We start from the raw sequence: 23,994 nt of genomic DNA, 5'->3' as shown, positions 1-23,994 counted from the left end.
GACAGTGGAGGTGGCGATGAGCGCCGAGTCCGAGACCACGACCCGTCCGCACCGCAGCGGGGAGGAGGTGCTGCACGACGACTTCACCGGTCCGCTCTCGGTCGGTGGGCCCACCTCGCGGTGGCGGCTGCGACCGGTGCCCGGCTTCCCCGCCGGGGACGGGGCGCCGCTCACCGGGGAGGGCGGCCTGACCGTGGTGCCGACCGGGACCGATCCGGGCACCGGCGAGCCGGCGTTCGCCGAACCGCCGCAGCCGCTGTCGGAGACCGACCACCTGCGCTGGGCGTTGATGGCCAACCGGGACACGCCGGCGGGCCTGCCCGGCTTCGCGGTGCCGGCCGGCGGCTTCACGCTGCGCGCGGAGCTGTCCGTGCGGGCGTACGGTCTGGACCGCCACCCGTACGGCGACGCCGTCGCCGACCCGCGCCGGGACCTGCGGCTGGGCGCGTCGGCGCTGATCTGCATGGACCGGGAGACCGGCATGGTGTTCGACTTCATCGTCACCGACCGGTGCGTCTTCGCCGTCTACGAGCGGCTGGCGTTCCCGCCGCACACCTACGGCGGGTTCTCGTTCGCGGTGCCGGTCCGCGACCGCGAGCCGGGGGACGTCCACGACCTGGCCCTGCGCTACGACGCGGACCGGCGCACCGCGCACTGGTACGTCGGCGACGACGAGGTGCTCACCGTCGACCGGATCGGGCACCGCGTCCTCGACCCGGGGTACGCGCTGCGGGACAACGGCCGGCCGGCCGAGTCGGCAGCGCCCCGGCAGCTCACGGTCGGGCTGGCGTTGTTCGCCGACCGGATCTGGGGCCAGGGCGTGCGGCTGGACGTGCGGCGCCTGACCGCGTACCGGGACTGAGCCGGCGCGGGACCGCCGGTGCCCGCCCGGCGGTCCCGCGGCCCGGAGTCACCAGGGCAGCCAGGGGTGGCCGCTCGGCGCGTGCCCGGCGGCGGCCAGCACCCCCGCCGACGCCGGGCCGAGGCCCAGCCGCAGGGCGTCGCGCAGGTCGGCCACGGTGTCCACGTCGCGACGCAGGCCGGGCACGGACAGCGACCCGGTCAGGTCGACCGTCCCGGCCGTCGCGTGCCGGGCCCGCGAGCCCGGCCCGTACGCCGGCCGCAGTCGTCGGCCGCTGCGCGCGGTGAGCAGCGTGGTGCCCGTGCCGGGGGCGTCGGCCAGCACCGCCGCCTCGTGCGCCGACGCGGCGGCCAGCGCGTCCGCCAGTTCCGCCGGCCGGGCGGCCGGCAGGTCCCCGGAGAGCACCGCCACCGGCCCGGCGATGCGCGCCGCGGCCGCCCGGACCGCCGCCGACAGCCCGCCACCGGGGTCCGGCAGCACGGGTACGCCCCAACCTCGGGCCACCGGCTCGCCGGTGACCAGGCACACCCGCGCCACCGCAGCGGCGGCGGCGAGCACGTCGACGAGCATCGCCTCGGCGACCGCGCGGCGCAGCCCGACCGGCAGGGCCAGCCGGCTCTTCGCCCGGTCGAGCCGCTTCACCGGCACCAGCACCGTCCACTCCGGCAGCGTCACCGCGGGTCCGGGACGGAGAGCAGCGGCAGGACCTTGGTGCTGTAGAGACTGAGGAACTGGGCCTGGTCCGGGCCGGGGGCGTGGAACACCAGGTGCCGGAAGCCCAGGTCGAGATACTCCTGCACGCGGGCCGCGTGCTCGGCCGGGTCGGCGGAGACGATCCAGCGGCTGGCCGCCCGGGCCAGCGGCAGCGCGTCGGAGCGGCGCTGCATCTCGATCGGGTCGTCCACCCCGGTCTTCTCCTCCGGCGTCAGCGCCAGCGCCGCCCAGTGGGCGGTGTCCCGCAGCGCGCGGTCCGGATCGGTGTCGAAGGAGACCTTCACCTCGATGGTGAGGTCGAGCGCGTCCGGGTCCCGCCCGGCGCCGGTGGCGCCCTCGGCCACCGCCGGGAGCAGCCGGTCGGCGTACAGGTCGCGGCCCTTGCCGCTGGTGCAGATGAAGCCGTCGCCGAGCCGCCCGGCGAGCCGGGCCGCCACCGGGCCGCCGCCGGCGACGTAGAGCGGCACCGGCTGCTCCGGCCGGTCGTAGACGGTGGCCCGGTCGGTGCGGTAGAACCGGCCGGCGAAGTCGACCCGGTCCTCGCGCCACAGCCTGCGGATCAGCTCGACCGCCTCGGTCAGCCGGGCCAGTCGCTGCGCCGGCGGCGGCCACGGGGCGCCCAGCGGCGCCTCGTTGAGCGACTCGCCGGACCCGACGCCGAGCACCACCCGCCCGGGCGCCAGGCAGCCGAGGGTGGCGAAGGCCTGCGCGACCACCGCCGGGTGGTAGCGGAACGTCGGCGTGAGCACGCTGGTGCCCACGACGATCCGCCGGGTACGGGCGACCAGCGCCCCCAGCCAGGGCAGCGCGGCCGGGGCGTGACCGCCGTCGTGCCGCCACGGCTGGAGGTGGTCGCTGACGAAGACGGAGTCGAACCCGTGCTCCTCGGCCCGGACCGCGTACTCCAGCAGTTGCCGCGGGCCGAACTGCTCGGCGGAGGCCTTGTAGCCGAACCTGACCATCTGCCACCCCTGTCTGTCGGTGGCTCGACGATCTCCGGTGCGGTTCGGGGCGGCCTCGAACCGCGGTCGAGACCGGGCGGTGTTGGAAGGTGATCAGTGTCCACTTGCCGACCGGCCGCGCGTGCGCCGGCTCCTATGGTCCGCTCGTGACGCTTTCCACCACCGCCGCGGACCGGGCGTGGGTCCGCGAGGTGGCGACCGGGATCGGCGCGCTGCGGGGGCGCGCGCTCGTCGACACCGTGCTCGCCGCCGTGGCCCACCGCCTGCGCAGCGAGCTGTCCACCTACGCGGAACTGGACCTGGCCACGCTGCGCCTGCCCGACCTCGCCGCGGACCGGCCGGTCGACCGGACGCTGGTGCGGCGGATGCACCACCAGCTCACCGACCATCCGCTGTTCGCGCCGACCGTACGCCGGTCGCACCCGTACCCGGCGGCGCCGCTCCAGGTCACCGACGTGCTGTCGGAGCGGCAGTGGCGGCGGCACACGCTCTACCGCGAGGTGTTGGCGCCGCGGGGCATCGGCGCGCACACGGTCGCCCTGGTGGTCGGCCCGACGCCGGTGTTGAGCTGGTACCAGTTCAACCGGGACCGGGTCTTCGACGCGCGCGAGATGGACCTGCTCGCCCGGTTGCAGCCGGCGCTGATCGCCGTGCACCGGTGCGTGCGGCTGCCCGGCGGGCCGGTGCCGCCCGGCGGCGCCGGCCTGACCGGGCGGGAGGTGGAGGTGCTGCGCGGCATCGCCGACGGCCTGACCGTGCCGGCCACCGCGCGCCGGCTCGGCCTGGCCGCCGGCACCGTGCGCAAGCACCTGGAGAACGTGCACCGCAAGCTGGGCACCTCCGGGCCGGTCGCCACCGTCATGCGGGCGGTGGCGCTCGGCATCCTGGAGGTGCCCGGCCCGCGGGCCTAGATGGTGGCGCAGGGCAGCGGCGCGTTGCGGCAGGCCGCGATCAGCGAGGCCACCTCGACCTGACCGATCCGCCGGTCGGCCAGCACCACGTCCACCACGTACGCGGTGTCGGTGACCGGCAGGTCCACCACCACGTCCGCCTCCTTGGCCCGGGGGTTGTCGTGGGCCTTCTCCTTGCTGCCGTAGACCCGCGTCGCCAGCGGGTCGTCCAGCCACAGCGTGTCCAGCACGGAACCGCCGGAGTCCCGGACCACGAGCTGGAACGGCCCGCCCGTGCCGCGCAACGACGAGGCGAACCCGCTGTCGATCTCCAGCAGGTTCGGCGTCGCGGCGCGCGCCGACACGCGCAGCCCGAGCCGCAGGTGGGTGCCGGTGGTCGGGTTCGCCGGGTCGACGGTCGGCGCCGGCACCACCGGGGCCGCGCCGGCCGCGGTGGTCCCGGCCCGGGTGGCCACCGCGGCGGCGCCCAGGAACGGCACCGTGAACGCCGCCGCGAGGAGGATCCGGATCCGTCGGTTCAGCATTGCCCTCTCCCGCATCGTGCGAAGGTCGCCTCGGCGGCCCGGATGTCGTCGGCCCGCTCGACCGAGTTGTCGATCATGACGTCGGCCATCGGCCCGTCGCTGCGCCACCAACCGGTCGGGTTCACCCCGTCGGTGATCTCGTTGCAGGTGCGCGCGTCCGACCCGCCGCGCTGGCAGGCCGACAGCGAGGGGTAGGTGTTGCGCCCGTCGCCGTAGGAGTAGCCGCCGTCGCAGCAGTACTCGTCGCCCTCGTGGTAGGCGCTGTGGTGCAGTTCGTGCCAGCCCACGATCGGCGAGTCGGCGCTGAACACCGCGCCGGAGGCGTTGTCCCGGCAGTTGACGGTGTGCAGCACGCCGTTGGTCTCGGCGAAGCTGACCGGGCTGAACGGCCCGCGCCGGCACAGCGCGTCGCCGTCCGGGCTGACCGTCACCTCGACCGGCACGTTCTGCACCCAGATGCCCACCTGGGACCAGTGCGTGCCGATCGAGCTGGGGAACACCCGCGAGCGGATCCCCAGCAGCTGCCACGCGTTGTCGTCGACCGCGTTGCCGAACTGCCGCGCGCCGTCCAGCGTGGACGTGTCGTAGCCGCTGCCGGGCGCGTACGCCACGTCGATGGTCTGGTTGAGCGGCCGGGTGTTCACCCGCCCGTCCGAGCCCACCACCGCCGGCACGCTGGCCCGCCACAGCGGCACCAGGGTGACCTCGGGGCCCTGCGACGGATCCGGCGGGTTCAGGTCGGTGATCCGCCAGTCCGCGGTCGCGGTGCGCATCTCCGGCACCCCGTCCGCCTCGCTGGCGGTGACGCGGTACGCGACCGCCTCCCCGGCGAGGATGTCCGACGGGATCACCGCCTGGCACTCGGTCGTCTGCACGCAGGTCTTCACCACCCGGGGCGCGTGGGTGACCGGGCGGCCGATCCAGCCGGCCGGGCTCATCTCGACGGTGATCCGGGCCGCCGGTCGCGCGGTGTGGTCGGCGGCGACCACCTTGGCCCGGATCGACGTGCCCGGCACGGCCTGCGGGTTGACCGCCGGGACGCCCGGCTCGGCCAGCGCGTACACCTCCAGGCCCGGCGGCGGGTCGCTGACCGGCACGACCCGCGAGGCGGCCGGGAACGCCCGGCCGTCGTCGGCGGTGCCGTCCAGCGTGAACGTGTAGCTGCCGGGGGTGGCCCAGGAGCCGTCGGCGTGCCGGCCGGTCCAGGAGAACGAGAGCGGGCCGGCGGCGCGGCGCTGGTCGGCGGTGCGGTACACCTCGGTGGCGCCGCGCAGCACCCGCATCCGGAACGTCCCGGGCGCCGAGGCGACCGCGCCGACCACGATCGGGCCGCTGCGGTACTGCCAGTTGGTGGCCGGTTGGCTGGTCATGCCGGTGAAGGCCAGGCCGACCCGCTGGATCACCCGCGCCTGGGTGGTGCGCGCCGACGCGCCGTCGACCGGGTCGGCGACGGTGATCGTGTATCCGCCGACCGCCGCGTACGACCCGTCGGACCAGCGACCGTCCCAGGTGACGTTGAAGACACCGCCGTAGAACGGCGCCTCGAACAGCACGAACGACGCCCCGGTCGCCTGCGCGGTGACGGTGAACCGCAGCGCGGAGGGCACCGACAGGGTGCCGCTGACGGTTAGGATCTCGCCCAGTCGCGGGTCGAACTCGCGGGGCGTGCCGCCGGGCGGCGGCGACGAGATGGCGATGGCGGTGGGCCGGGGTGACACCGACACGGTGAAGATCGCCCGGGAGGGGCCGCCGCTGGTCGTCCACCGGGACGTGCCGGACCGGCCGCCGAGCAGGTTCGTCGTCGCCCAGTCCTTGGCCGTGCCGGCGTTGAGGTCGGCCTGGTCCCGGCTGCCGCCCTCGGTGGAGTCGTCCTCCCACAGCTCGAAGTTGACCCGGAAGTTGCCGGTCACCGAGCGCCCGGCGCAGACCGTGCTCGGGGTGACGATGTCCGTCCCGCCGGCCGCCGGCAGCGCCATCTCGCACCGCAGCTGCTGGCCGTCGTCCTGCGTGATGATCGCGACGCCGAAGAGTTCCGGGGTGTCGCACACGACCAGCCAGACCCGGTCCAGGCACTCGGTGGTGTGCATCTCGTCGACGGTCACCGTCACCGTCGAGCCGTAGCTCGCCGCGGCCGGCGTGGCCGGCAGCGCGGTGGTGACGGCGGCGCCGACCACCATGGCCAGCGCCGCCGCCAGGAACGGCCGCAGCCGTTGACGTATCCGTTTCACGCGCGTTCCCCCCTCGTCCGCCGACGCCCGCCCTGGGTTCGGCGATGACAACGTCGCGGATCGGGGAGGCAGGGGCGATACGCGCATGCGCGTACCGGGAATGTCGTCGACGGGACTGCGGACCCGCCCCGGCCGTCCCGGCGCGGGGCGGGCCCACCGCGCTAGAAGTCGTCGTCGAAGGTGACGCTGCCGGTGACACCGACCTGGTACGCCGACACCCGCCGCTCGAAGAAGTTCGACAGCTCCTGCACGTCCTGGAGCTCCATGAACGCGAACGGGTTGCGGCTGCCGTACATCGGCGCGATGCCGAGGCTGGCCAGGCGCCGGTCGGCCACGTGCTGGAGGTACTCGCGCATGTCGGCCGGCGACATCCCGGACACGCCCTGCTCCAGCAGGTCCTCGGCGAACTGCGCCTCGCACTCCACCGCCTCGGCGAGCATCTCCCGGATCTGCCGCTCCATCTTCTCGTCGAACAGGTCCGGCTCCTCGGCGCGCACGGTGTCCACCACGTCGAAGGCGAACGCCATGTGCATGGACTCGTCCCGGAACACCCAGTTGGTGCCGGAGGCCAGCCCGTTGAGCAGGCCCCGGGACCGCAGGAAGTAGACGTAGGCGAACGCGCCGTAGAAGAACAGCCCCTCGATGCACGCGGCGAAGCAGATCAGGTTGAGCAGGAACGCCCGCCGGTCCGCCCGCGTCCGTAGCTCCCGCAGCTCGTGGATCGAGTCGATCCACCGGAAGCAGAACTCGGCCTTGCGGGCGATCGACGGGATGTTCTCCACCGCCGCGAACGCGGCGAACCGCTCCGTCTCGTCCGGCACGTACGTGTCCAGCAGGTTCAGGTAGAACTGGACGTGCACCGCCTCCTCGAACAGCTGCCGGGACAGGTAGAGCCGGCCCTCGGGGGAGTTGACGTGCTGGTAGAGGTTGAGCACGAGGTTGTTGGCGACGATGGTGTCGCCGGTGGCGAAGAAGGCCACCAGCCGCGACACCAGGTGCCGTTCGGCCGGGGACAGCGACGCCAGGTCGGCCAGGTCGGCGTGCAGGTCCACCTCCTCGACCGTCCAGGTGTTGCGGATGGCGTCCTTGAACCGGTCGAAGAAGTGCGGGTAGCGCATCGGGCGCAGGGTCAGGTCCATGCCGGGGTCGAGCAGCATGGGCCGGGTGTCGGTGGTGGTCACTGGCAGGCCTCGCAGCTCTCGGGGTTCTCCAGGGAGCAGGCCAGCGCCTCGTCGTCGGCCACGACGAGCGGTGCGATCGCCGGGGTCACGGCGACGGTGGCCTGCTGGATCCGGGTGGCGGGACGGGACCGCAGGTAGTAGGTGGTCTTCAGCCCGGCCTTCCAGGCGTACAGGTACATCGAGGAGAGCTTGCCGATGGTCGGCGCGCTCAGGAACAGGTTCAGCGACTGGGACTGGTCGATCCAGGGCGCCCGGGCGGCGGCCAGGTCGATCAGCGCCCGCTGCGGCAGCTCCCACGCGGTGCGGAACAGCTCCCGCACCTCGGCGGGCAGCTCGGTGACGTCCTGCACCGAGCCCTCCGCGCGCTTGATCCGGTCCCGGATCTGCGGCGTCCACAGCCCACGCGCCTTCAGTTCCCGCACCAGGTAGGTGTTGACCTGGAGGAACTCCCCGGACATGGTCTCCCGCTTGAACAGGTTGGACACCTGCGGCTCGATGCACTCGTAGCAGCCGGCGATCGACGCGATGGTGGCGGTCGGCGCGATCGCCACCAGCAGCGAGTTGCGCAGGCCGTGCGCGGCGATCCGGGCCCGCAGCGCGGCCCAGCGCCCGACCTGGGTCGGCTCCGCGCCCCACAGGTCCGGGTGCAGGTCACCCTTCGCCGCCCGGGTCCGGTCGTACGCCGGGTGCGGGCCGAACCGTTCGGCCAGCCCGGCGGAGGTCTCCAGCGCGGTCAGGAAGATCTCCTCCTGCACCCGGGTGGACAGCTCCTTCGCCTCGGCCGAGTCGAACGGCAGGCGCAGCGCGAAGAACGCGTCCTGCAGGCCCATCAGGCCCAGCCCGACCGGCCGCCAGCGCGGGTTCGACGCCGCCGCCTGCGCGGCCGGGTAGTAGTTGATGTCGATCACCCGGTCGAGGAACACCACCGCGGTGCGCACCGTCGCGCGCAGCCGTTCCCAGTCCACCCCGTCGGCGGTGACGTGCGCGCCGAGGTTGACCGAGCCGAGGTTGCACACGGCGGTCTCGGCGTCGTCGTTGACCTCCAGGATCTCGGTGCACAGGTTGGACAGGTGCACGACGTTCCCCGGCTCGCCGGTCTGGTTGGACAGCCGGTTCGCGGCGTCCTTGAACGTCATCCACCCGTTGCCGGTCTGCGCGAGCGTGCGCATCATCCGCCCGTACAGGTCCCGGGCCCGGACCGTGCGGACCGCCTTCTTCTCGACCGCCCGGTACGCGGCGTCGAACGCCTCGCCGTAGAGGTCGGGCAGCTCCGGCGCGTCGGACGGGTCGATCAGCGACCACTCGCCGTCGGCCTCGACCCGGCGCATGAACTCGTCCGGCACCCAGTTGGCCAGGTTGAGGTTGTGCGTCCGGCGGGACTCCTCGCCGGTGTTGTCCCGCAGTTCCAGGAACTCCTCCACGTCCGGGTGCCACGGCTCCAGGTAGACACAGGCCGCGCCCTTGCGCCGGCCGCCCTGGTTGACCGCCGCCACCCCGGCGTCGAGCGTCTTGAGGAACGGCACGATGCCGTTGGAGCGGCCGTTGGTGCCCCGGATCAGCGCGCCCCGGCCGCGTACCCGGGACCAGGAGATGCCGATGCCGCCGGAGAACTTCGACAGCTTCGCCACCTGGTGGTAGCGCTCGTAGATCGAGTCCAGCTCGTCGCGGGGGGAGTCGACCAGGAAGCACGAGGACATCTGGGTGTGGCGGGTGCCGGAGTTGAACAGCGTGGGGGAGCTGGGCAGGTAGGCCAGGCTGGACATCAGCCGGTAGAAGCCGACCGCCTCGTCCGGGGTGTGGGACAGGCCGCAGGCCACCCGCAGCAGCCAGTACTGCGGCGTCTCCACCACCAGCCGGGTCTCCGGGTGCCGCAGCAGGTAGCGGTCCGCCACCGTGCGCAGCCCGAAGTACTCGAACCGCAGGTCACCGGCCGGGTCCACGGCGTCGTCCAGCTTGCGGGCGTGGCGCGCGACGAACGCGGCGGTCCCGTCGCCGATCAGCCCCAGCCCGTGCCCGTACGCGATCGACTGGCTGAAGCTCGCCACCTGCTGCCCGCGTACCTCCTTGTCCACGAACGCGGCGAGCAGGCGGGCCGCCAGCCGGGAGTACTGCGGCTCCTCGCCGATCAGCTCCGCGGCGGTCTGGATGGACAGCCGGTCCAGTTCGGCGGTGGTGGCGCCGTCGTACAACCCGCTGATCGTCTTCGTGGCCACCCGCAGCGGGTCCACCTCGTCCAGGTCGGCGACCCACCGATCGACCGCCTTGACGATCTTGTTGACGTCGACCGGCTCGACGTCGCCGTCGCGCTTGCGGACCCGCATCACGGGCCGGCGCTGCTCCGGTCCGCCCACCTCGGACGGTGGACTCTCCTGCACGACCGTCATGACCTCTCCTCGCTGTCACCGATGGCCTCGGACGGCGGGAGGACGCCAACGGGCACGGCGCAGGGCCGGCCCGGCTGCTGGCGTCGGTCGTCCCGCGCGACCTCCGACCGCCGCGCGCGGCAGCGCACGGCGCGCTGGCAGGTCTTCGGACTCGCGGGCTCGACACGGGGTCGCCTACTGGCCGTCGCTTCCCGGGCCGGGTGGCCCAGTGCTTCGTTGACGGCGGTCGTTCCCACTCACCGCTGCGGGGCAGTCCCGGATTTCCACCGGGTTCCCTCTTGCGACACCCGGCCGTGGCCGACCGGGTGAACCAGCTGCGGTGAACACCATATATGGCGGTGGCCTCCCGTAGGTAACACCACATGTCGCGTCCGCGTGTCGGCAACGTCTCAGCGTCCACGGTGGCGTCGACGGGTCCCCCGCCATGGCGGACGCCGGTGTCGACGGCGATACTCGGCGCATGGCGAATCTGGGGCGCCGCTGGGCGTGGGTCGCGGTCCTGCTGGTCGGTGTCGGGCTGTTCCTGCTGGTGCTGGAGACACTGGCCGGCACCCGGAACATCAACTTCGTGCCGGCGCTGATCCTGCTCGGCGCCGCCATCGCACCGGCCACGTTCCTGACCTTCGCGCAGGGCCGCACCGGCCGGTGGCGGGTCCCCGGTTCGGTCGTCGGCCTCGCCGCGTTCGTCGGCGGGGTGGTCGGTGTCGTCGCGGCCGGCTGGCTGGAGTACGACACCCTGCACCGCCTCGGCGTGCTGCCGATGGTGTTCGTCGGCCTGATCGAGGAGACGGCGAAGCTGATCGTGCCGGTGGCGATCCTGCTGCTGTGGCGCCGGCGCCGGTCGCCGGGCGAGGGTCTGGTGATCGGGGTGGCCTCCGGCGCCGGCTTCGCCGCGCTGGAGACGATGGGCTACGCGTTCACCGCGCTGGTCGGGTCCCAGGGCAACCTCGGCACGGTCGAGCAGACGCTGCTGATCCGGGGCCTGACCGCGCCCGCCGCGCACCTGTCCTGGACCGGCCTGACCGCCGGCGCGCTGTTCGCCCTCGCCGCCGCGCCGGGCGGGCGCCGGCTGGCGGCGTTCCTGCTGACCTTCGCCGCGGCCGTCACGCTGCACACCTGCTGGGACACGTTCGGCACCCAGGCCGCCTACCTGTTCATCGGCGGGGTGTCGCTGGGCTGGGTGCTGCTGCGCCTGCACCTCGACCAGGAGCGGCCGGGCGACGTGCCGGCGGGCCCGGCCGCGGCGGCGCGGCGGGTCGACGACGGGCTGGGCGCCACGCCCGGCCGGTGAGCGCCGCCGCGCCCACCGGCCACCCCGGACGTCAACCGGCAGCCAGCCGGATCCCCAGCGCGACGAACGCCACGGCACAGACCCGGTCGATGCGCCGCGACCAGCGGCTGTCGCCCCACCGGCCGGCGATCCGGCCGGCGCCCAGCCCCAGCGCCAGGTCGACGGTGAGCTGGACCGCGACGAAGAGCGCGCCGAGCAGCACCAGCTGCGCCGTCACCGGTCCCTCGCCGGGCCGGACGAACTGCGGCAGGAACGCCACGCTGAACAGGATCATCTTCGGGTTGAGCAGGTTGGTCAGCAGACCGCGCAGGAACGCCCGGCCGGCCCGCCCGTCGGCCCGGTCCGCCGACGCGCCGGGCCGTCCGGCGCCGCGCAACGCCCGCACCCCCAGCACGACCAGGTAGGCCGCGCCGGCCCACCGGATAGCGGTGAACAGCACCGGCGACGCGGCGACCACGGTGGCGAGCCCGGCCACCACGGCGGCGACGTGCACCGCCTCGCCGGCGGCGACCCCGAGCGCGGCCACCGCGCCGGCCCGGGCGCCGTACCGGGCGGCGTTGGCGAGCACGAACATCATGTCCGGTCCCGGGGTGAGCATGAGCAGCACGATCGCCGCGAGGTAGCCCGCCAGCACGGCCGGCGGCAGTCCGGCCGTCACGCCTCGCTCCCGCCGTCGAGCAGCGCCCGCCGCAGCGCCAGCCGGTGCTCCCGGCGGATGTGCGCCTCGCGGTAGCGGCGCCGGTCGCCGTCGGTCTCGGGGCGCAGCGGCGGCACCGCGCGGGGGTGGCCGTGGTCGTCCACGGCCACCATCACCAGGTGCGCGGTGGCCACGTCCACCGGCGGCACCGCCCGGTCCCAGCGGTCGGCGCTGACCTTCACCGCCACCTCCATCGAGCTGCGCCCGGCCCAGGTGATGCGGGCGTCGACGTGGACCACGTCGCCGACGCGCACCGCGCGCAGGAAGGCCGTCTCGTCGATGGCGGCGGTGACCGCCGGTCCGTCGGAGTGGCGGGCGGCGACCACGCCGGCCACCGAGTCGATCAGGTTGAGGATCCGACCGCCGTGCACCGTACCCATCAGGTTGGTGTGGTGCTGGTCCATGATCTGCGACAGCGTCAGGTGCGAGGCCGACGGCGGTCGGCCGGTGAGCGTGCTGGTGTCGGGCACGTGTGGTTCCGTCCTCGCGAAGCGGACCGCCGACCGGGCGGGGCGCATCGTCGAGGGCACGCCGACGGTTCGCGTGCGGCGTGTCACCCGCCCGACCCACCCGCGAGGTCGACGGCAGCGCGCACCGGTCGGTGCGCGCGGCGCGGGCAGGTCTTCGGACTCGCGGGCACGACACGAGGTCGCCTACTGGCCGTCGCTTCCCGGGCCGGGTGGCCCAGTGCTTCGTTGACGGCGGTCGTTCCCACTCACCGCTGCGGGGCAGTCCCGGACTTCCACCGGGTTCCCTCTTGCGACACCCGGCCGGGGCCGACCGGGTGAACCAGCGCTGCCGGCAGCGTAACCCAGCACCTTCGGGCCGCCGGGCCCCGCCCGGCGGCCCCGGGTGGAGGGTCGCCGGGCGGGACGCCGGTCAGCTGCCGGCCGGGGCGGGTGACACCGGGACGCTCCGGCGCCGGCGCCGGCGCCCGAGCAGCCCGGTCAGGGCGTCGACCACCAGGAAGCCGAGCAGCGTGCCGCCGAACCAGGGCAGCGCCCAGCCGAGCGCCGCCACCACCGGCACGCCGACCAACAGCGCCCACCACGGCGTGCCGCGCCACGCGCCCCGGGCCGGCGGTGCGCCCAGCGGCGCCCGGCGGTCGGCGCGGGTGGGCCGGCGCTGCCACCACATCCGGTAGCCCCAGACGACGACGCAGAGCAGGCCGAGCGCGAGCGCGGCGAGCAGGACCTGGTTGACCGGCCCGAGGAGACGGCCCATGTGGGCCTGGATACCGAGCTTGCTGAGCTTCGCCAGCAGCGGCCAGTCGGTGAAGTCGCTGCGCGCGGTCACCGTGCCGCCGGCCGGGTCGACGGCCACCCGGTCGTACGCGACCGGCCAGGTGTCGTCGGTCTGCGCGACCGTCCAGGCGGCACCGTCGTGCGCCGCCGGTGCGATCTCGACCGGGCCGGACAGGCCGGCGGCGCGGGCGGCGCCCAGCACCCGGTCGTACGTGGCCGGGTCGGCCGCCGGCGCGGTGGCCGTCCCGCCGTGCCGGTGTTCCCCACCGCCGGTGGCGGGCGGCGCGCCGTCGAGCGTGGTCGAGATCTCCGGGGTGCCGGCGCGCAACGCGTCCAACCCGGCGCCGAAGTTCGCCCCCGCGTAGCGGGACCAGGTCAGACCGGTTGCGGCGAGGAAGAGCAGACCCACGGTGAGCCAGACGCCGGTGGTGGCGTGCCAGCCCCGGGTGCGGCGTACGCCCCGCCCGGCGGACAGGTCGGGCACGAGCAGGTGCCGGGCGCGGGCGCGGCCGGCGGCGCGCCGGCGCCACCACAGCACCACGCCGCCCAGCGCCAGCACCCACAGCCAGCTCGCCGCGATCTCGGAGTAGTGCCGCCCGACGTCGCCCAGGTGCAGGTTGCGGTGCAGGTCGTCCAGCCAGGTGGTGGCCGGTGTCGACCCGAACCAGGTGGTGAGCTGTCCCGCCACCTCGGCGGTGTACGGGTCGACGTAGACGGTGTGCTGCCGGTCGCCGAGATCCTCGCGCGCGAACACCACGCGGGTGGTCCGGTCACCGGCGCCCGGCTGCACCGCGGTGAGCGTGCCGTCCGGGTGCGCGGCGCGGGCGGCGGCGATCTGGTCGGCGAGCGGTCGCGGCTGCCCGCCGACCGCGGTGACGGTGAGCTTGTCGCCGTAGAGCGCGGCGTCGAGCTGCGGCGTGATCGTGTACGCGAGCCCGGTGAGCGCGGCGACCAGCAGGAACGGCGCGACCAGGACGCCGGCGTAGAAGTGCAGGCGGGTCAGCAGGGCCGTCAGCGGCGCGGGCCGGCGGGGCGGTCGGGCGGCGTCCGGCGGTGTGGCGGGGGAGTCCGGCGCGCGGTCGCCGGGCAGTTCGGTCACAGACATCAGGGCAACTCCGATCGGGAAACAGGAATTGGGGAACGGGCCGGCCCGTGCCCGTCGAGCCGTGCCGGTGTGCGCGGTTGCCGTCTCCCGGGTGAATGGTCGGACCGGACCGCGCGGAAGTTCCCGCCGATGCTCCGATCAGTTCCGGTCGGGGCGGCGCGCGGTGGCGGCCAGGAACGCGTTGTAGCGGGCCAGGTCGTCGTCCTCGCCGGTGGCCTCGGCCCGGTCCGCGGCCCGGTCGAGGCGGCGCTGTTCGCGCTCGTCGGCCCGGATCCACTGCCGGACCAGCAGGACCATCACCACGGCGGCCGGGATCTCGCCGAACGCCCAGGCGATGCCGGCGCCCAGCTTCTGGTCCGCCAGCGGCGACGACGCCCATCCGGGATGGACGCCGAGGTACCAGTCCGGTGCGATGACGGTGGTGGTCTGCATGAGCGCGAGTCCGAAGAAGCCGTGCGCCATCATCGCGGCCAGGTGGATGAGCACCAGGATCGGGTGGGGCACCCGGGGTCGGCCCGGGTCGATGCCGATGAGCACCCAGAACAGCAGGTAGCCGGAGACCACGAAGTGCCCCAGCATGGCCAGGTGCCCGAGGTGGGAGCGCATCAGCGTGCCGAGCAGGTCGCTGAAGTAGAGGCCGAAGAGGCTGGCGGTGTAGATGCCGAGCGCCACCACCGGATGGGTGAGCAGCCGGGTGAGGCGGCTGTGCAGGCCGCGCAGCAGCCACTCCCGGGCGCCCCGCACCTGCGGGTCGTCCGGGCGGCGCAGCGCCCGTAACGCGAGCGTGACCGGGGCGCCGCCGACCAGCAGGATCGGCACCAGCATGGACAGCACCATGTGCTGGGCCATGTGGGCGCTGAACAACACGTACGCGTAGCGGGCGAAACCCAGGCCGGTGGCGGCGGCCAGCACCAGCAGGCCGCCGACCCAGCTCGCGGTGCGCGCCGCCGGCCAGCGGTGCCCGGCCCGGCGTAGCCGCCGCACCCCGGCCAGGTAGGCGGCGATCCCGACCACGGTCACGGTGAGGAAGAACAGGTCGGGCAGCGGCTGCCCGAGCAGGTGCGCCGCGGTGGGCGCGGCCGGCATGCCGAAGCCCAGCACCTCGGTCACCGGGTCGGCGTCGACCGGCTCGGCGACCGGCGTCGGACTGCGCGACAGCGCCACGGCCAGGCCGACCGTCGCGGCGAAGACCATCAGCTCCCCGGCGGCCAACCGCGCGAACGCGCCGCGCCGCCCGGCACGAAGACCCGGCAGGGTACGCGTGCGATGCGCCGCGCCGATCAGCCCCAGCGCCACCAGCGCGGCGAGTTTGCCCAGCACCAGCCACCCGTAGCGGGACTGCCACAACTGGTCCACCGCGCCGAGGCGTACCGCGGCGTTGGCCAGGCCGCTGACCGCGACGGCGACGAAGCAGGCCAGCGCGAGCCGGCTGTACCGCGCGGCGGCCCCGGGCAGGTGCCGGCTGCGCCGGATGCTCAGCAGCGCGGCCAGACCGCCGGCCCACAACGCCGCCGCGAGCACGTGCAGGGCGAGGCTCGACACGGCGATCTGGTGGTTGCCCGCCCCAGCCGCGTGCCCGGTCAGCGCCGGCGGCAGCAACCCGACCAGCGCGACCGCCGACGCGAGCGCCGCCGTACCCCGGGACACGCCGACCCGGGCCGCCACCGCCACCACCGCGGCCAGCCCCGCCTGCGCCAGCAACGAGCGGCCCTGCGCGATGTCGACGCCGAAGCTGACCACGCTCGCCGCACCGAGCCGGTCCAGTGGCACGCCGAGCAGGTCGGAGACGGTCAGCACCAGCAGCGTCAGGCTCGTCACGGCCCAGCCGGCCGCCGTCAGGCCGGCGCGGCGCAGCAGCAGCCAGCCGTGCGCGGACACGCTCGTCCCGTCGCCGGGCAGCAGGAACGCGGCGGTCACCGCGAAGCCGACGGTGAGGGTGGCGAGCGCGTCGGCGAGCAGTCGCACCGGCGGCAGCGCCCAGGTGGTGACCGGGCCGGGATCGGGCAAACCGGGGATCGCGGCGGCGAGCGCGCCGCCGAGGCGCAGCGCGAGCAGCAGCACGGCCACCGCCGCACCGGCCGCCACCAGCCCGACGAGCCAGCCACCGGCCGCCGACGCGGGTCGCTCCGAGCGGTCCGGCCCGGCCTGTTCCGGGCGGCCTGGCCCGGCCTGTTCCGGGCGGCCGGTGTCGGGCAGGGAACGGGGTGTCGGGGACGGCGTGGGCTGGTGCACGGTGCGGACCTGACTTCGGACGGGACGCCGGGTTCGGCCGGCGTCGTGGTTCAGGAGGCGCGGCGGCGTCGGAACAGCAGCAGGGCCGCGCCGGCCACGGCCACGACGACGACCACGCCGGCGGCGAGCAGGACGGCCGGCGGGCCGTCGTCACCACCGGCCGCGGCGGACGCCGGACCCGCGGCGGTCGATGTCGGACCCGCGTCGCCGCCGGTCGTGGCAGCCGCCGGTGCCGGCACGGCCGGGGCCGCCGGGTCGGCGACGGTGAACCGGTACGAGCCCTGCACCGGGTGGCCGTCGGCCGAGACCACCCGGTAGGCGACCGTGTAGGTGCCGTTGGCCAGCGGCTCGTCGACGGAGATCGTGCCGGTGGGACCGTCGACGGCGGGGGCGCCGGTGGGGACCTTCCGTTGGCCGGAGTCGCTGAGCACGATGGTGGTGAACTGCGGGTTGAGCTGCTGGAGGAACCGCAGCGTGACCGTCGTCGGCGCGGCGGTCAGCCGGGCGTCCTGGGCCGGCGCGGCCGCCTGGAGCGTGTTGTGCGCGGCGGCCGGCGCGGCCGGCGCCAGCAGCAGCGCGGCGGCGGCGAGCAGCGCGGCGAGGAACGCGACGGCGGATCGGGTACGCATCGGGGGAGGAGCCTTCCTGGTGGTGGTCAGCCGAGCACCTGCTGGCCGACCCAGCCGCCCTCCGGGCAGCCGGGCGGGACGGCGAACACGGCGGAGCCGATCGGTGTGGTCCACTCGTTGAGCAGGTCCCGTTCGGCGAGCCGGCGCTGGATGGGCAGGAACTGCCGGGCGATGTCGGCCTGGTACGCGGCGAAGACCAGCCCGCTGTCCGCGTGCCCCTCGGCGGTCGGCACGCCGTCGTAGTTGTAGGGCCGGCGCAGGATCTTCTGCCGGTCGTCGGTGACCCGCGCCCGGGTCAGGTGGGAGAAGTCGGGAATGACGGTGAGCCCGTCCGGCCCGAGCGCGGCGAAGTCAGGTTCGTCGTGCTCGGCGGTGCCGGTCAGCGGCGCGCCGGTGTCGAGGCGCCGCCCGACGGCGATCTCCCGGTCGGTGCGACCGAGCAGGTCCCAGGTCTCCAGGTTCATGCTGATCCGCCGGACGACGAGCGTGGTGGAGTCGCGCAACCAGTCCGGGCCGTCGGTGACCCACACGGCGGTGTCGGCGGGGGTGCCGGGTCTCGGGTTGGCGGTGCCGTCGAGCTGGCCGAACAGGTTGCGCTGGGTGCGGCCCGGTTCGGCCCCGGCGGCCCGGCGGAAGCCCTGCTGCACCCAGCGCACCGTGGCGAAGGGTCGGCTGTCCTTGACCAGGACGCGCTGGGCGTGGGCGACGGTGAGCGGGTCGTCGGCGCAGATCTGCAGCAGCAGGTCCCCACCGGACCAGCGGGGTTGCAGCCGGTCGATGCGGAACGCGGGCAGGTCGGCCACCGACGGCGGCCGGCGGTCGGCGCGCCCGGCGGCGGCGTAGAGGCCGGGGCCGAAGCCGAACGTGACGGTCAGCCGGGCGGGCAGCAGGCCGAGTTCCGGCTCGGTGTCGGCCAGCGCCGGGCGGCCCCGGGTGAGCCGGGCCGCGTCGTCGGAGAGCAGCCGCAGCATCCGCCCGAGCGCGGCCCGGTCGACGCCGGGCTTCACGGTGAACGCGACGAACGCCGCGTGCGCCTGCGGTTCGGTGGTCACGCCGGACTGCCGGGCGCCGTGGAACGGCTCCACCGCGCTGCCGACCTGGGCCACCGGGACGGGCTCGGCGGGGCGTACCCGGGGATCGTCGGGACGGGCGACGGCGATCGCGGCGCCGCCGGCGAGCGCGCCCCCGGCGGCGACGGCGCCGCCGGTGAGCAGGCCGCGCCTGCTCACCCGGCGGCCCGTGGGGGAGCCCTCGGTCATGAGGCCGGGCTCATGCTCATCTCCGGCATCGGAGACTCGCCGTGGCCGGGGGCGTAGGACTCCTGGGCGCCGGTGAACGGCTTCGCCACGGCGGTGAACGTCTGGGTGCGACCGTCGGCGAAGGTGAGCGTGAAGCTGAGTTCGTCGCCGGCCTTCACCGGCTTGGCGAGGTTCATCAGCATCAGGTGGTCGCCGCCAGGCTCGAGCGTGGCGCTGGAGCGCGCCTTGATCACGATGCCGCCCGGCTTGGCCTGCATGACCATCTTCCCGTCCTTCATGGTCATCTCGTGCAGTTCCATCGGGGAGACCTCGGTGGTCGCCCCGGTGATCGTCACGTCCGCGTCGCCGTCGTTGACGAGGGTGCCGAACGCCGCGGTCATGCCCTTGTCGGCGGCCTTCACCCACGGGTCGCGGATGCCGAGCACGCCGGCCGACGCGGCGGCGGATGCCGAGGCCGTCGTCGACGCCGACGGCGCGGCGGTCGTCGGGTCGTCGGACGACCCGCAGGCGGCGACGGACGCGGCCAGGAGGGCGGCGGCGATCAGGGCCGCCGGGCGCAGGAGCCGGCCGCTGGTGGTGCTGGGCATGACGTTGTCCCCTCGAAGATCGGTGTTCGTCCGGTTGGTCGGGTCGAGGGGGCGGATAGTTCCGGGCGGTGCGATCCGTCACGCCGGGCGTCGGGGTGCCGGACGTGGCCCCCCTCGTGGCGACCGGGCCGGCGCAGGCGGCCCGGTCGCCATGTCCGCTTCAGCGCGTCTGCCGCGACGCGTGGTTGGCGTAGCGGGCGCGGAACTTCTCCATCCGCCCCTCCGTGTCGAGGAGGCGTTGCCGGCCGGTCCAGAAGGGGTGACTGGCCGAGGAGATCTGCACGTCGATCACTCGGCCGCGGTGCGGAACCCCGCCGCCAGGTAGGGGTACGTGTTGCCGTCGGTCCACTCGACCGTCTGGTCGCCGGTGGCGGTGGACCGGGTGAGGAAGGCGAAGTCGGCGGCGCGGTCGCGGAAGACGACGGGCCGGTACCCGGGGTGGATGTCGGGCTTCATGCGGGCTCTCCTTCGGTGTCGGTGCGGTCGAGGTCGGCGAGCGGGAAACAGCCGGCGAACGGGTCGTCGTACCGTCGCCAGCCGTCCTCGCCGTCGGCGAGTTCGGCGTCGGTGAGCAGGCAGCCGGCGAGCGTGCGGTGCAGGTGGGCCGGGTCGAGGTCGACGCCGATGAGGACCAGGTGCTGGTGCCGGTCGCCGTAGTACGGGTCCCAGTCCAGCGCTGCGGTGAGCCGCCGGTGGTCGGACACCTCGTCCCAGTACGGGTCGGGCAGCGCGGTGAGCCACCGGCCCAGACCGCCGAGGGCGAGACCGCCGCCGGCGAAGTCCCACGCCACGACGGTGTCCGGCTGGCTGGCCAGCCAGACGTGTCCGCGGGAGCGGACCACCTCGGCGTTGACCTCCTCCAGGACGTCGTGCAACCGGCGGGGGTGGAAGGGGCGGCGGGCGCGGAAGACCACCGAGACGATTCCGCAGTCCGGGTGCGGCTCGTGCACGCCGAGGATGTGGCCCTCCAATCCGCGGGTCAGCACGGCCGGGGTCTCGGGGCGGTGGCGGAGGGTGCCGCGCAGCTGCCGGGTGAGCAGGTTCGCGTCGACGGTGTCGTCGTCGACCCGGATCCGCGTCGCCCAGGGCGCCATCCGGTCGAGCAGCACGGCCAGCCGGTCGGTGTCGTACGCGCCCTCGCGGGAGTGTCCCCACAGCACCAGGGTGTCGGCGTACTCGATCTGCCGGACGAGCACGTCGGCGAGGGCCCGGTCGTCGTTGTCCGCGGCGGCGATGCCGAGGCTCTTGAGGTCGTCGGTGCGGGCCAGCCCGTCGAGCAGGTGTTCGGCGTCGACCACGGTCACGTAGGAGTCGACGGTGAGCAGGTCGGTGATCGGCTGCCCGTCGACGAGGCAGTGCGCGCAGACGGCGGCGACCGCCTCCGGTTCGACCACCTCGGGCAGCATCAGCAGCAGGTCCCGCCGGGGGTGGGCGCGGGCCAGGCGGGCCAGGGTGGGCAGCACGTCCTCGCGCAGGGTGCAGGACACGCACCCGTGCGCCAGCGCGATCCGTTCGTCCTCCAGCACGCCCCCGACGTCCCGGACCACCCGGTGCACGGTGCCCGAGCGCAGGTCGGCCAGGTCGTGCCGGACCAGCAGCAGTGACGGGTCCGCCGCGAGGAGCGCCCGGGCCGCGGCGTACGTCGTGGACGTCCAGAAGCCGCTGAGCACCGTCAACGACGGACGGGCGTCGGCCCTGGCGGCAACCACGTCGGACGGTGCGAGCGGTGACGTCGACATGTCGGTCCTCCCGGTGGGTGTTGTTGAAAATCATTGTCAGTATAGGGTGGCTGCCGAGCGGTTCGAAGCGGGAAGCGGCCCGGCTTATGAAATCGAATTCCGATACCATCGGCCCGGCCCGCGAGAGGTAGGGGGTACCTCGCACGGAGCGGGCCGGCCGGCGCGGCGTCCTCGGGCCCTCCGGGCGTCGCGCCGGCCCCTGTGCCGGATCGGTCGATGGAGAGAAAAGGTCCGTGTCATTGAGGTTCGAGCAACCACAAGGAGAGATCACCGTGTCCCGACGTTGTGACGTCACCGGCGCGAAGCCCAGCTTCGGCAACGCCGTGTCGCACTCGCACCGGCGCACCCGGCGCCGGTGGAACCCCAACCTCCAGAACCACCGCTACTGGCTGCCGTCGGAGGCGCGGTGGGTCCGGTTGACCCTCACCGCCAAGGCACTGCGCACGGTCGACCGCAGGGGCGTCGAGGCGGTCGTCGCGGAGCTGCGCGCCCGAGGGGTCAAGGTCTGATGGCCCGACCGACCGACGTGCGTCCGATCGTGCGGCTGCGCAGCGCCGCCGGCACCGGCTACACGTACGTGACCCGCAAGAACCGCCGCAACGACCCGGACCGCCTCGTCCTGCGCAAGTACGACCCGGTGGTGCGCCGGCACGTCGAGTTCCGCGAGGCCCGCTGATGGCGCGCCGCAGCCTCGGCAACCGGCAGGCCCGCCGGGTCGGGCTCGTCGACCGGTACGCGCAGCGCCGCGCCGGGCTGAAGCGGGCTATCAGGCACCCGGACACCGACCCGGCGGCCCGCGAGGAGGCCGTCCGTCGACTCGCCCGGCTACCCCGCGACTCCAGCCCGGTCCGGCTGCGCTCCCGGGACCAGATCGACGGTCGACCGCGCGGGGTGCTGACCCGGTTCGGGCTGTCCCGGGTCCGGTTCCGCGAACTGGCTCTGCGCGGCGAGCTCCCCGGGATCCGCAAGGCCTCCTGGTGATCCGGTGTCACCGGGCGTGACACAGGGCCCCGGATCGCCCGTCGTCTGATGGGGGACCGGGCGGCGCGGCGTCCCGCTCGGGACGAGCGCGCCGGCCGGTCACTCGTACGGCTCGGCGGGCGCCGCGATCCGCTCCCACGTGTCCACCTGGAAGGAGGGCACGTCCGCGTCGTTGACCGGGTCCTTCACCGTGTGCGGGATCCACCGGCCGGTGGCGCGGATCCAGGTGTCGGCCGGCAGCGCGGGCACCTCGCCCCGCAGCCCGACCTTGATCGGCACGCCGTCGGCCGCGCAGCAGGACAGCACGATCCGGGCGAGCATGGGGCGTCCGTCCGGCCCGGGCGCGAGGAAGCCGGTGAGCTGGAGCTGCCGGCCCCGCAGGGTGCGGCCGTCGTCGTAGACGGCGCGGTAGCCGTACTCCAGGAGGGTCAGCTCGGCCGGTTCCCGGGGTGGCAGGGGCGGGTAGGCGACGTCCCGGTCCTCGGTCAGGGCGGAGCCGGCACGCGACGCGGTGTCCGCGCCGAGCGCCGGCGGCACCAGGAAGAGCAGGGCGAGCGCCGGGAGCAGCAGCAACCAGCCGACCGCCGGCCCGGAGCGGCCGTGACCGTGGCCGTCGTCCGCCCCGTCGCCGGCGTCGTCCGCCCGGTTGAGGTGACGCAGTTCCTGCACCAGGGCGACCACCGCGGCGACGACGAGCACCGCGCCGGCGGCGATGAGGAACGGGCGCAGCCCCTGCTTGACGTAGCGCAGGTAGAGATCGGTGAGGCTGGCCCGCAGGATCGCGCCCCCGAGGAGGACCAGCACCACGGCCTGGCTGCCCTGGTTCACCAGAGCACCGTCCCGACGACGGCGGCGACGAGCACGGCGAGGAGGGAGGTGGCCGGCGCGAAGCGCAGGGCGAACGCGCGCCCGAACATGCCCGCCTGCATGGACACCAGCTTGAGGTCGACCATCGGGCCGACCACGAGGAAGGTCAACCGGGCGGTCAGCGAGAACTGGGACAGCGACGCGGCGACGAACGCGTCGGCCTCGGAACAGATCGACAGCAGCACCGCCAGCGCGGCGAGCGCCAGCACCGACAGCACCGGGCGGGCCGCCAGGTCGTGCAGGGCCTGCTGGGGCACGACGACGTTGATGGTGGCCGCGGCCATCGCGCCGAGCACGAGGAAACCGCCGGCGTGCACGACGTCCTGGCGGCACGCCGCCCAGAACGCGGTGGCGCGCGGCATCGTGTCGAGGTGGGCCCGGTGCGGCAGGCGGATCCATTCCGACCGGCCCAGGCGCAGCCACAGCCAGCCCATCGCCAGCGCCACCACCAGGCTCGCCCCGCCGCGGGCGACCACCATCTCCGGGTTGCGCGGGAACGCCACCGCGGTGGCGGTGAGCACGATCGGGTTGATCGCCGGCGCGGCGAGCAGGAACGCGAGCGCGGCGGCGGGGGTGACGCCGCGCCGGATCAGCGAACCGGCGATCGGCACCGAGCCGCACTCGCAGCCGGGCAGCACCACCCCGGCGGCGCCGGCGACCGGCACCGCCAGTGCCGGATGCCGGGGCAGGGCGCGGGCCCAGAAGGAGCGGGGTACGAAGACCGCGATGACCGCGGACAGCGCCACCCCGAAGACCAGGAACGGCATCGCCTGCACCAGCACCGAGACGAAGACGGTCAGCCAGGTCTGCAGGCGGGGGTCGGAGACGAGCGAACCCACCTGCCGGTGCAGCACGCCGACCAGGACGAGCAGGACGCAGAGCACCTCGGTGGAGCCGACCACCCGGTCCCGGCCGGGTGGTGGCGCGGCGGTGTCCGCCGCGCCGGAGCGGGGCGCCGCCGGAGCGGCGGGATCGGTCGTGCTCAGTCGGATCACCTTCTCGGGTCGACGGGGGGCATCCTACGGTGACGTATCCGTCACTGTGAGTCTCTGTCCGGTTCGTGTCGGCCCGGGCGGGGGCGTGAGAGGCACATATGCGCAAGGCATAATGGTTCCGGATGTCACGTGGTCGGCGGGCCGCGGGCGCGACCGGGTGCCGGAGGGCGCCCGCACGAGGGAAGGCGGCGCACGGTGACCCAGGCGACGACCGGGGCGACCCGGAACACCCGGCAGCGCGCCGAGGTGCTGGCCCTGCTGCGCGAGCTGGAGGGCTTCCACAGCGCGCAGCAGCTGCACCAGATGCTCGTGCAGCGCCAGGCGAAGGTCGGCCTGACCACCGTCTACCGGACGCTGCAGATGCTGGTGGACAACGGCGAGATCGACTCCGCCCGGCTGCCCGGCGGTGAGCATCTCTACCGGCGGTGCAGCCAGAGTCGCCATCACCACCACCTGGTCTGCCGGCAGTGCGGCCGGGCCGTGGAGGTCGCCGGCCCGGCGGTGGAGCGGTGGGCCGACCAGGTCGCCAGCGAGCACGGCTTCACCGACGTCGACCACACCCTGGAGATCTTCGGCACCTGCGAGCGTTGCGCCGCCTGACC

General features: G+C 74.5%; 23 protein-coding genes, 1 pseudogene and 2 riboswitches. Of the genes and pseudogenes, 7 read left to right on the top strand and 17 right to left on the bottom strand.

Features of this window, described 5'->3' with window-relative positions; translation table 11 throughout:
- Positions 1-16 precede the first annotated feature (16 nt).
- A complete protein-coding gene (locus ACN27B_RS27770) occupies positions 17-862 on the top strand; it encodes a DUF6081 family protein (protein ID WP_422742059.1) in 846 nt (281 codons plus the stop codon).
- Between the two features lie 48 nt (positions 863-910).
- Here the strand turns inward: ACN27B_RS27770 and cofC are convergent, their stop codons facing one another.
- A complete protein-coding gene (cofC, locus tag ACN27B_RS27765; protein ID WP_099160578.1) occupies positions 911-1,537 on the bottom strand; it encodes a 2-phospho-L-lactate guanylyltransferase in 627 nt (208 codons plus the stop codon).
- Complete coding sequence (gene fgd, locus ACN27B_RS27760; RefSeq protein ID WP_357623302.1) at positions 1,534-2,538, bottom strand: glucose-6-phosphate dehydrogenase (coenzyme-F420); 1,005 nt, start codon at positions 2,536-2,538, stop codon at positions 1,534-1,536. Before fgd ends, cofC begins: the two co-directional genes overlap by 4 nt.
- A 146-nt stretch (positions 2,539-2,684) precedes the next feature.
- Between fgd and ACN27B_RS27755 the strand changes: the two genes are divergently transcribed.
- Positions 2,685-3,449, top strand: coding sequence for a LuxR C-terminal-related transcriptional regulator (locus ACN27B_RS27755; protein ID WP_422742056.1), 765 nt, complete (start codon positions 2,685-2,687; stop codon positions 3,447-3,449).
- Here the strand turns inward: ACN27B_RS27755 and ACN27B_RS27750 are convergent.
- The 4 genes from ACN27B_RS27750 to ACN27B_RS27735 all read right to left on the bottom strand — a co-directional run bounded on the left by ACN27B_RS27750 (position 3,446) and on the right by ACN27B_RS27735 (position 9,766).
- On the bottom strand, positions 3,446-3,973 hold the full coding sequence (locus tag ACN27B_RS27750) for a hypothetical protein (protein ID WP_422742054.1): 528 nt from the start codon (positions 3,971-3,973) through the stop codon (positions 3,446-3,448). The two genes, ACN27B_RS27755 and ACN27B_RS27750, sit on opposite strands and share 4 nt — an antisense overlap.
- Entirely contained in the window at positions 3,967-6,201 is a 2,235-nt protein-coding gene (locus ACN27B_RS27745) for a hypothetical protein (protein WP_422742052.1), read from the bottom strand. Before ACN27B_RS27745 ends, ACN27B_RS27750 begins: the two co-directional genes overlap by 7 nt.
- 161 nt (positions 6,202-6,362) lie before the next feature.
- The gene (locus ACN27B_RS27740; protein ID WP_099164533.1) at positions 6,363-7,358 is read right to left on the bottom strand and encodes a ribonucleotide-diphosphate reductase subunit beta; all 996 of its coding nucleotides are present in this window, start codon (positions 7,356-7,358) and stop codon (positions 6,363-6,365) included.
- A 20-nt stretch (positions 7,359-7,378) separates the two neighbouring features.
- Positions 7,379-9,766 carry a ribonucleoside-diphosphate reductase subunit alpha gene (locus tag ACN27B_RS27735; protein ID WP_099160583.1) on the bottom strand — a complete coding sequence of 796 codons (2,388 nt, stop codon included), beginning with the start codon at positions 9,764-9,766 and terminating at the stop codon, positions 7,379-7,381.
- A 118-nt stretch (positions 9,767-9,884) separates the two neighbouring features.
- Positions 9,885-10,096, bottom strand: a riboswitch (cobalamin riboswitch).
- A gap of 130 nt (positions 10,097-10,226) precedes the next feature.
- Between ACN27B_RS27735 and ACN27B_RS27730 the strand changes: the two genes are divergently transcribed.
- The gene (locus ACN27B_RS27730; RefSeq protein ID WP_099160584.1) at positions 10,227-11,057 is read left to right on the top strand and encodes a PrsW family glutamic-type intramembrane protease; all 831 of its coding nucleotides are present in this window, start codon (positions 10,227-10,229) and stop codon (positions 11,055-11,057) included.
- Between the two features lie 31 nt (positions 11,058-11,088).
- Here ACN27B_RS27730 and ACN27B_RS27725 read toward each other — a convergent pair whose 3' ends face one another.
- The 9 genes and pseudogenes from ACN27B_RS27725 to ACN27B_RS27685 all read right to left on the bottom strand — a co-directional run bounded on the left by ACN27B_RS27725 (position 11,089) and on the right by ACN27B_RS27685 (position 20,549).
- Entirely contained in the window at positions 11,089-11,715 is a 627-nt protein-coding gene (locus tag ACN27B_RS27725; protein ID WP_396821531.1) for a LysE family translocator, read from the bottom strand.
- Positions 11,712-12,224 carry an acyl-CoA thioesterase gene (locus ACN27B_RS27720; RefSeq protein ID WP_422742049.1) on the bottom strand — a complete coding sequence of 171 codons (513 nt, stop codon included), beginning with the start codon at positions 12,222-12,224 and terminating at the stop codon, positions 11,712-11,714. Before ACN27B_RS27720 ends, ACN27B_RS27725 begins: the two co-directional genes overlap by 4 nt.
- A 128-nt stretch (positions 12,225-12,352) precedes the next feature.
- Positions 12,353-12,563: riboswitch (cobalamin riboswitch) on the bottom strand.
- A gap of 70 nt (positions 12,564-12,633) precedes the next feature.
- Positions 12,634-14,103: a PepSY-associated TM helix domain-containing protein gene (locus tag ACN27B_RS27715; protein ID WP_422742047.1), complete on the bottom strand. Its 1,470-nt coding sequence runs from the start codon at positions 14,101-14,103 to the stop codon at positions 12,634-12,636.
- A gap of 138 nt (positions 14,104-14,241) precedes the next feature.
- The gene (locus ACN27B_RS27710) at positions 14,242-16,335 is read right to left on the bottom strand and encodes a cytochrome c oxidase assembly protein (protein WP_422742045.1); all 2,094 of its coding nucleotides are present in this window, start codon (positions 16,333-16,335) and stop codon (positions 14,242-14,244) included.
- Positions 16,336-16,385: 50 nt separating this feature from the next.
- Positions 16,386-16,964, bottom strand: a complete 579-nt coding sequence (locus ACN27B_RS27705; RefSeq protein WP_422742043.1) for a copper resistance CopC family protein — start codon at positions 16,962-16,964, stop codon at positions 16,386-16,388.
- A gap of 26 nt (positions 16,965-16,990) precedes the next feature.
- Complete coding sequence (locus ACN27B_RS27700; protein WP_422742041.1) at positions 16,991-18,223, bottom strand: Dyp-type peroxidase; 1,233 nt, start codon at positions 18,221-18,223, stop codon at positions 16,991-16,993.
- Positions 18,220-18,810, bottom strand: a complete 591-nt coding sequence (locus ACN27B_RS27695; protein ID WP_422742039.1) for a copper chaperone PCu(A)C — start codon at positions 18,808-18,810, stop codon at positions 18,220-18,222. The genes ACN27B_RS27700 and ACN27B_RS27695 overlap by 4 nt, the downstream gene beginning before the upstream one ends.
- Before the next feature lie 160 nt (positions 18,811-18,970).
- Positions 18,971-19,266 (bottom strand): annotated as a pseudogene (locus tag ACN27B_RS27690) (type B 50S ribosomal protein L31).
- Complete coding sequence (locus ACN27B_RS27685; RefSeq protein WP_422742037.1) at positions 19,263-20,549, bottom strand: CobW family GTP-binding protein; 1,287 nt, start codon at positions 20,547-20,549, stop codon at positions 19,263-19,265. The pseudogene ACN27B_RS27690 and the gene ACN27B_RS27685 overlap by 4 nt, the downstream one beginning before the upstream one ends.
- 272 nt (positions 20,550-20,821) lie before the next feature.
- On the opposite strand from ACN27B_RS27685, the gene rpmB reads away from it, so the two are divergent.
- The 3 genes from rpmB to rpsN are packed head-to-tail and all read left to right on the top strand — an operon-like array spanning position 20,822 to position 21,530.
- A complete protein-coding gene (gene rpmB, locus ACN27B_RS27680; protein WP_098744422.1) occupies positions 20,822-21,058 on the top strand; it encodes a 50S ribosomal protein L28 in 237 nt (78 codons plus the stop codon).
- Complete coding sequence (gene rpmG, locus ACN27B_RS27675; protein WP_099160591.1) at positions 21,058-21,225, top strand: 50S ribosomal protein L33; 168 nt, start codon at positions 21,058-21,060, stop codon at positions 21,223-21,225. The genes rpmB and rpmG overlap by 1 nt, the downstream gene beginning before the upstream one ends.
- Positions 21,225-21,530, top strand: coding sequence for a 30S ribosomal protein S14 (gene rpsN, locus ACN27B_RS27670; protein ID WP_091573989.1), 306 nt, complete (start codon positions 21,225-21,227; stop codon positions 21,528-21,530). The genes rpmG and rpsN overlap by 1 nt, the downstream gene beginning before the upstream one ends.
- A gap of 99 nt (positions 21,531-21,629) precedes the next feature.
- Here the strand turns inward: rpsN and ACN27B_RS27665 are convergent, their stop codons facing one another.
- Both ACN27B_RS27665 and ACN27B_RS27660 read right to left on the bottom strand, forming a co-directional pair.
- On the bottom strand, positions 21,630-22,358 hold the full coding sequence (locus tag ACN27B_RS27665) for a TIGR03943 family putative permease subunit (protein ID WP_422742033.1): 729 nt from the start codon (positions 22,356-22,358) through the stop codon (positions 21,630-21,632).
- Positions 22,355-23,383, bottom strand: a complete 1,029-nt coding sequence (locus tag ACN27B_RS27660) for a permease (protein WP_422746086.1) — start codon at positions 23,381-23,383, stop codon at positions 22,355-22,357. The genes ACN27B_RS27665 and ACN27B_RS27660 overlap by 4 nt, the downstream gene beginning before the upstream one ends.
- A 204-nt stretch (positions 23,384-23,587) precedes the next feature.
- Here ACN27B_RS27660 and ACN27B_RS27655 point away from each other — a divergent pair, with 204 nt between their 5' ends.
- The gene (locus ACN27B_RS27655; protein WP_099160595.1) at positions 23,588-23,992 is read left to right on the top strand and encodes a Fur family transcriptional regulator; all 405 of its coding nucleotides are present in this window, start codon (positions 23,588-23,590) and stop codon (positions 23,990-23,992) included.
- Positions 23,993-23,994: the final 2 nt, after the last annotated feature.

The sequence above is a fragment of the Micromonospora sp. WMMD754 genome (assembly GCF_049315235.1).
Lineage (GTDB): Bacteria > Actinomycetota > Actinomycetes > Mycobacteriales > Micromonosporaceae > Micromonospora > Micromonospora sediminicola.
Note: the sequence above shows the minus strand (reverse complement) of the source record. Positions and strands in the feature narration are given on the sequence as shown.

Coding starts and splice junctions, on each gene's coding strand:
- ACN27B_RS27770 (WP_422742059.1), top strand. CDS start 17: ATGAGCGCCGAGTCCGAGACCACGACCCGTCCGCACCGCAGCGGGGAG.
- fgd (WP_357623302.1), bottom strand. CDS start 2,538: ATGGTCAGGTTCGGCTACAAGGCCTCCGCCGAGCAGTTCGGCCCGCGG.
- ACN27B_RS27750 (WP_422742054.1), bottom strand. CDS start 3,973: ATGCTGAACCGACGGATCCGGATCCTCCTCGCGGCGGCGTTCACGGTG.
- ACN27B_RS27740 (WP_099164533.1), bottom strand. CDS start 7,358: ATGCTGCTCGACCCCGGCATGGACCTGACCCTGCGCCCGATGCGCTAC.
- ACN27B_RS27735 (WP_099160583.1), bottom strand. CDS start 9,766: ATGACGGTCGTGCAGGAGAGTCCACCGTCCGAGGTGGGCGGACCGGAG.
- ACN27B_RS27730 (WP_099160584.1), top strand. CDS start 10,227: ATGGCGAATCTGGGGCGCCGCTGGGCGTGGGTCGCGGTCCTGCTGGTC.
- ACN27B_RS27715 (WP_422742047.1), bottom strand. CDS start 14,103: ATGTCTGTGACCGAACTGCCCGGCGACCGCGCGCCGGACTCCCCCGCC.
- ACN27B_RS27705 (WP_422742043.1), bottom strand. CDS start 16,964: ATGCGTACCCGATCCGCCGTCGCGTTCCTCGCCGCGCTGCTCGCCGCC.
- ACN27B_RS27700 (WP_422742041.1), bottom strand. CDS start 18,223: ATGACCGAGGGCTCCCCCACGGGCCGCCGGGTGAGCAGGCGCGGCCTG.
- ACN27B_RS27695 (WP_422742039.1), bottom strand. CDS start 18,810: ATGCCCAGCACCACCAGCGGCCGGCTCCTGCGCCCGGCGGCCCTGATC.
- ACN27B_RS27685 (WP_422742037.1), bottom strand. CDS start 20,549: ATGTCGACGTCACCGCTCGCACCGTCCGACGTGGTTGCCGCCAGGGCC.
- rpmG (WP_099160591.1), top strand. CDS start 21,058: ATGGCCCGACCGACCGACGTGCGTCCGATCGTGCGGCTGCGCAGCGCC.
- rpsN (WP_091573989.1), top strand. CDS start 21,225: ATGGCGCGCCGCAGCCTCGGCAACCGGCAGGCCCGCCGGGTCGGGCTC.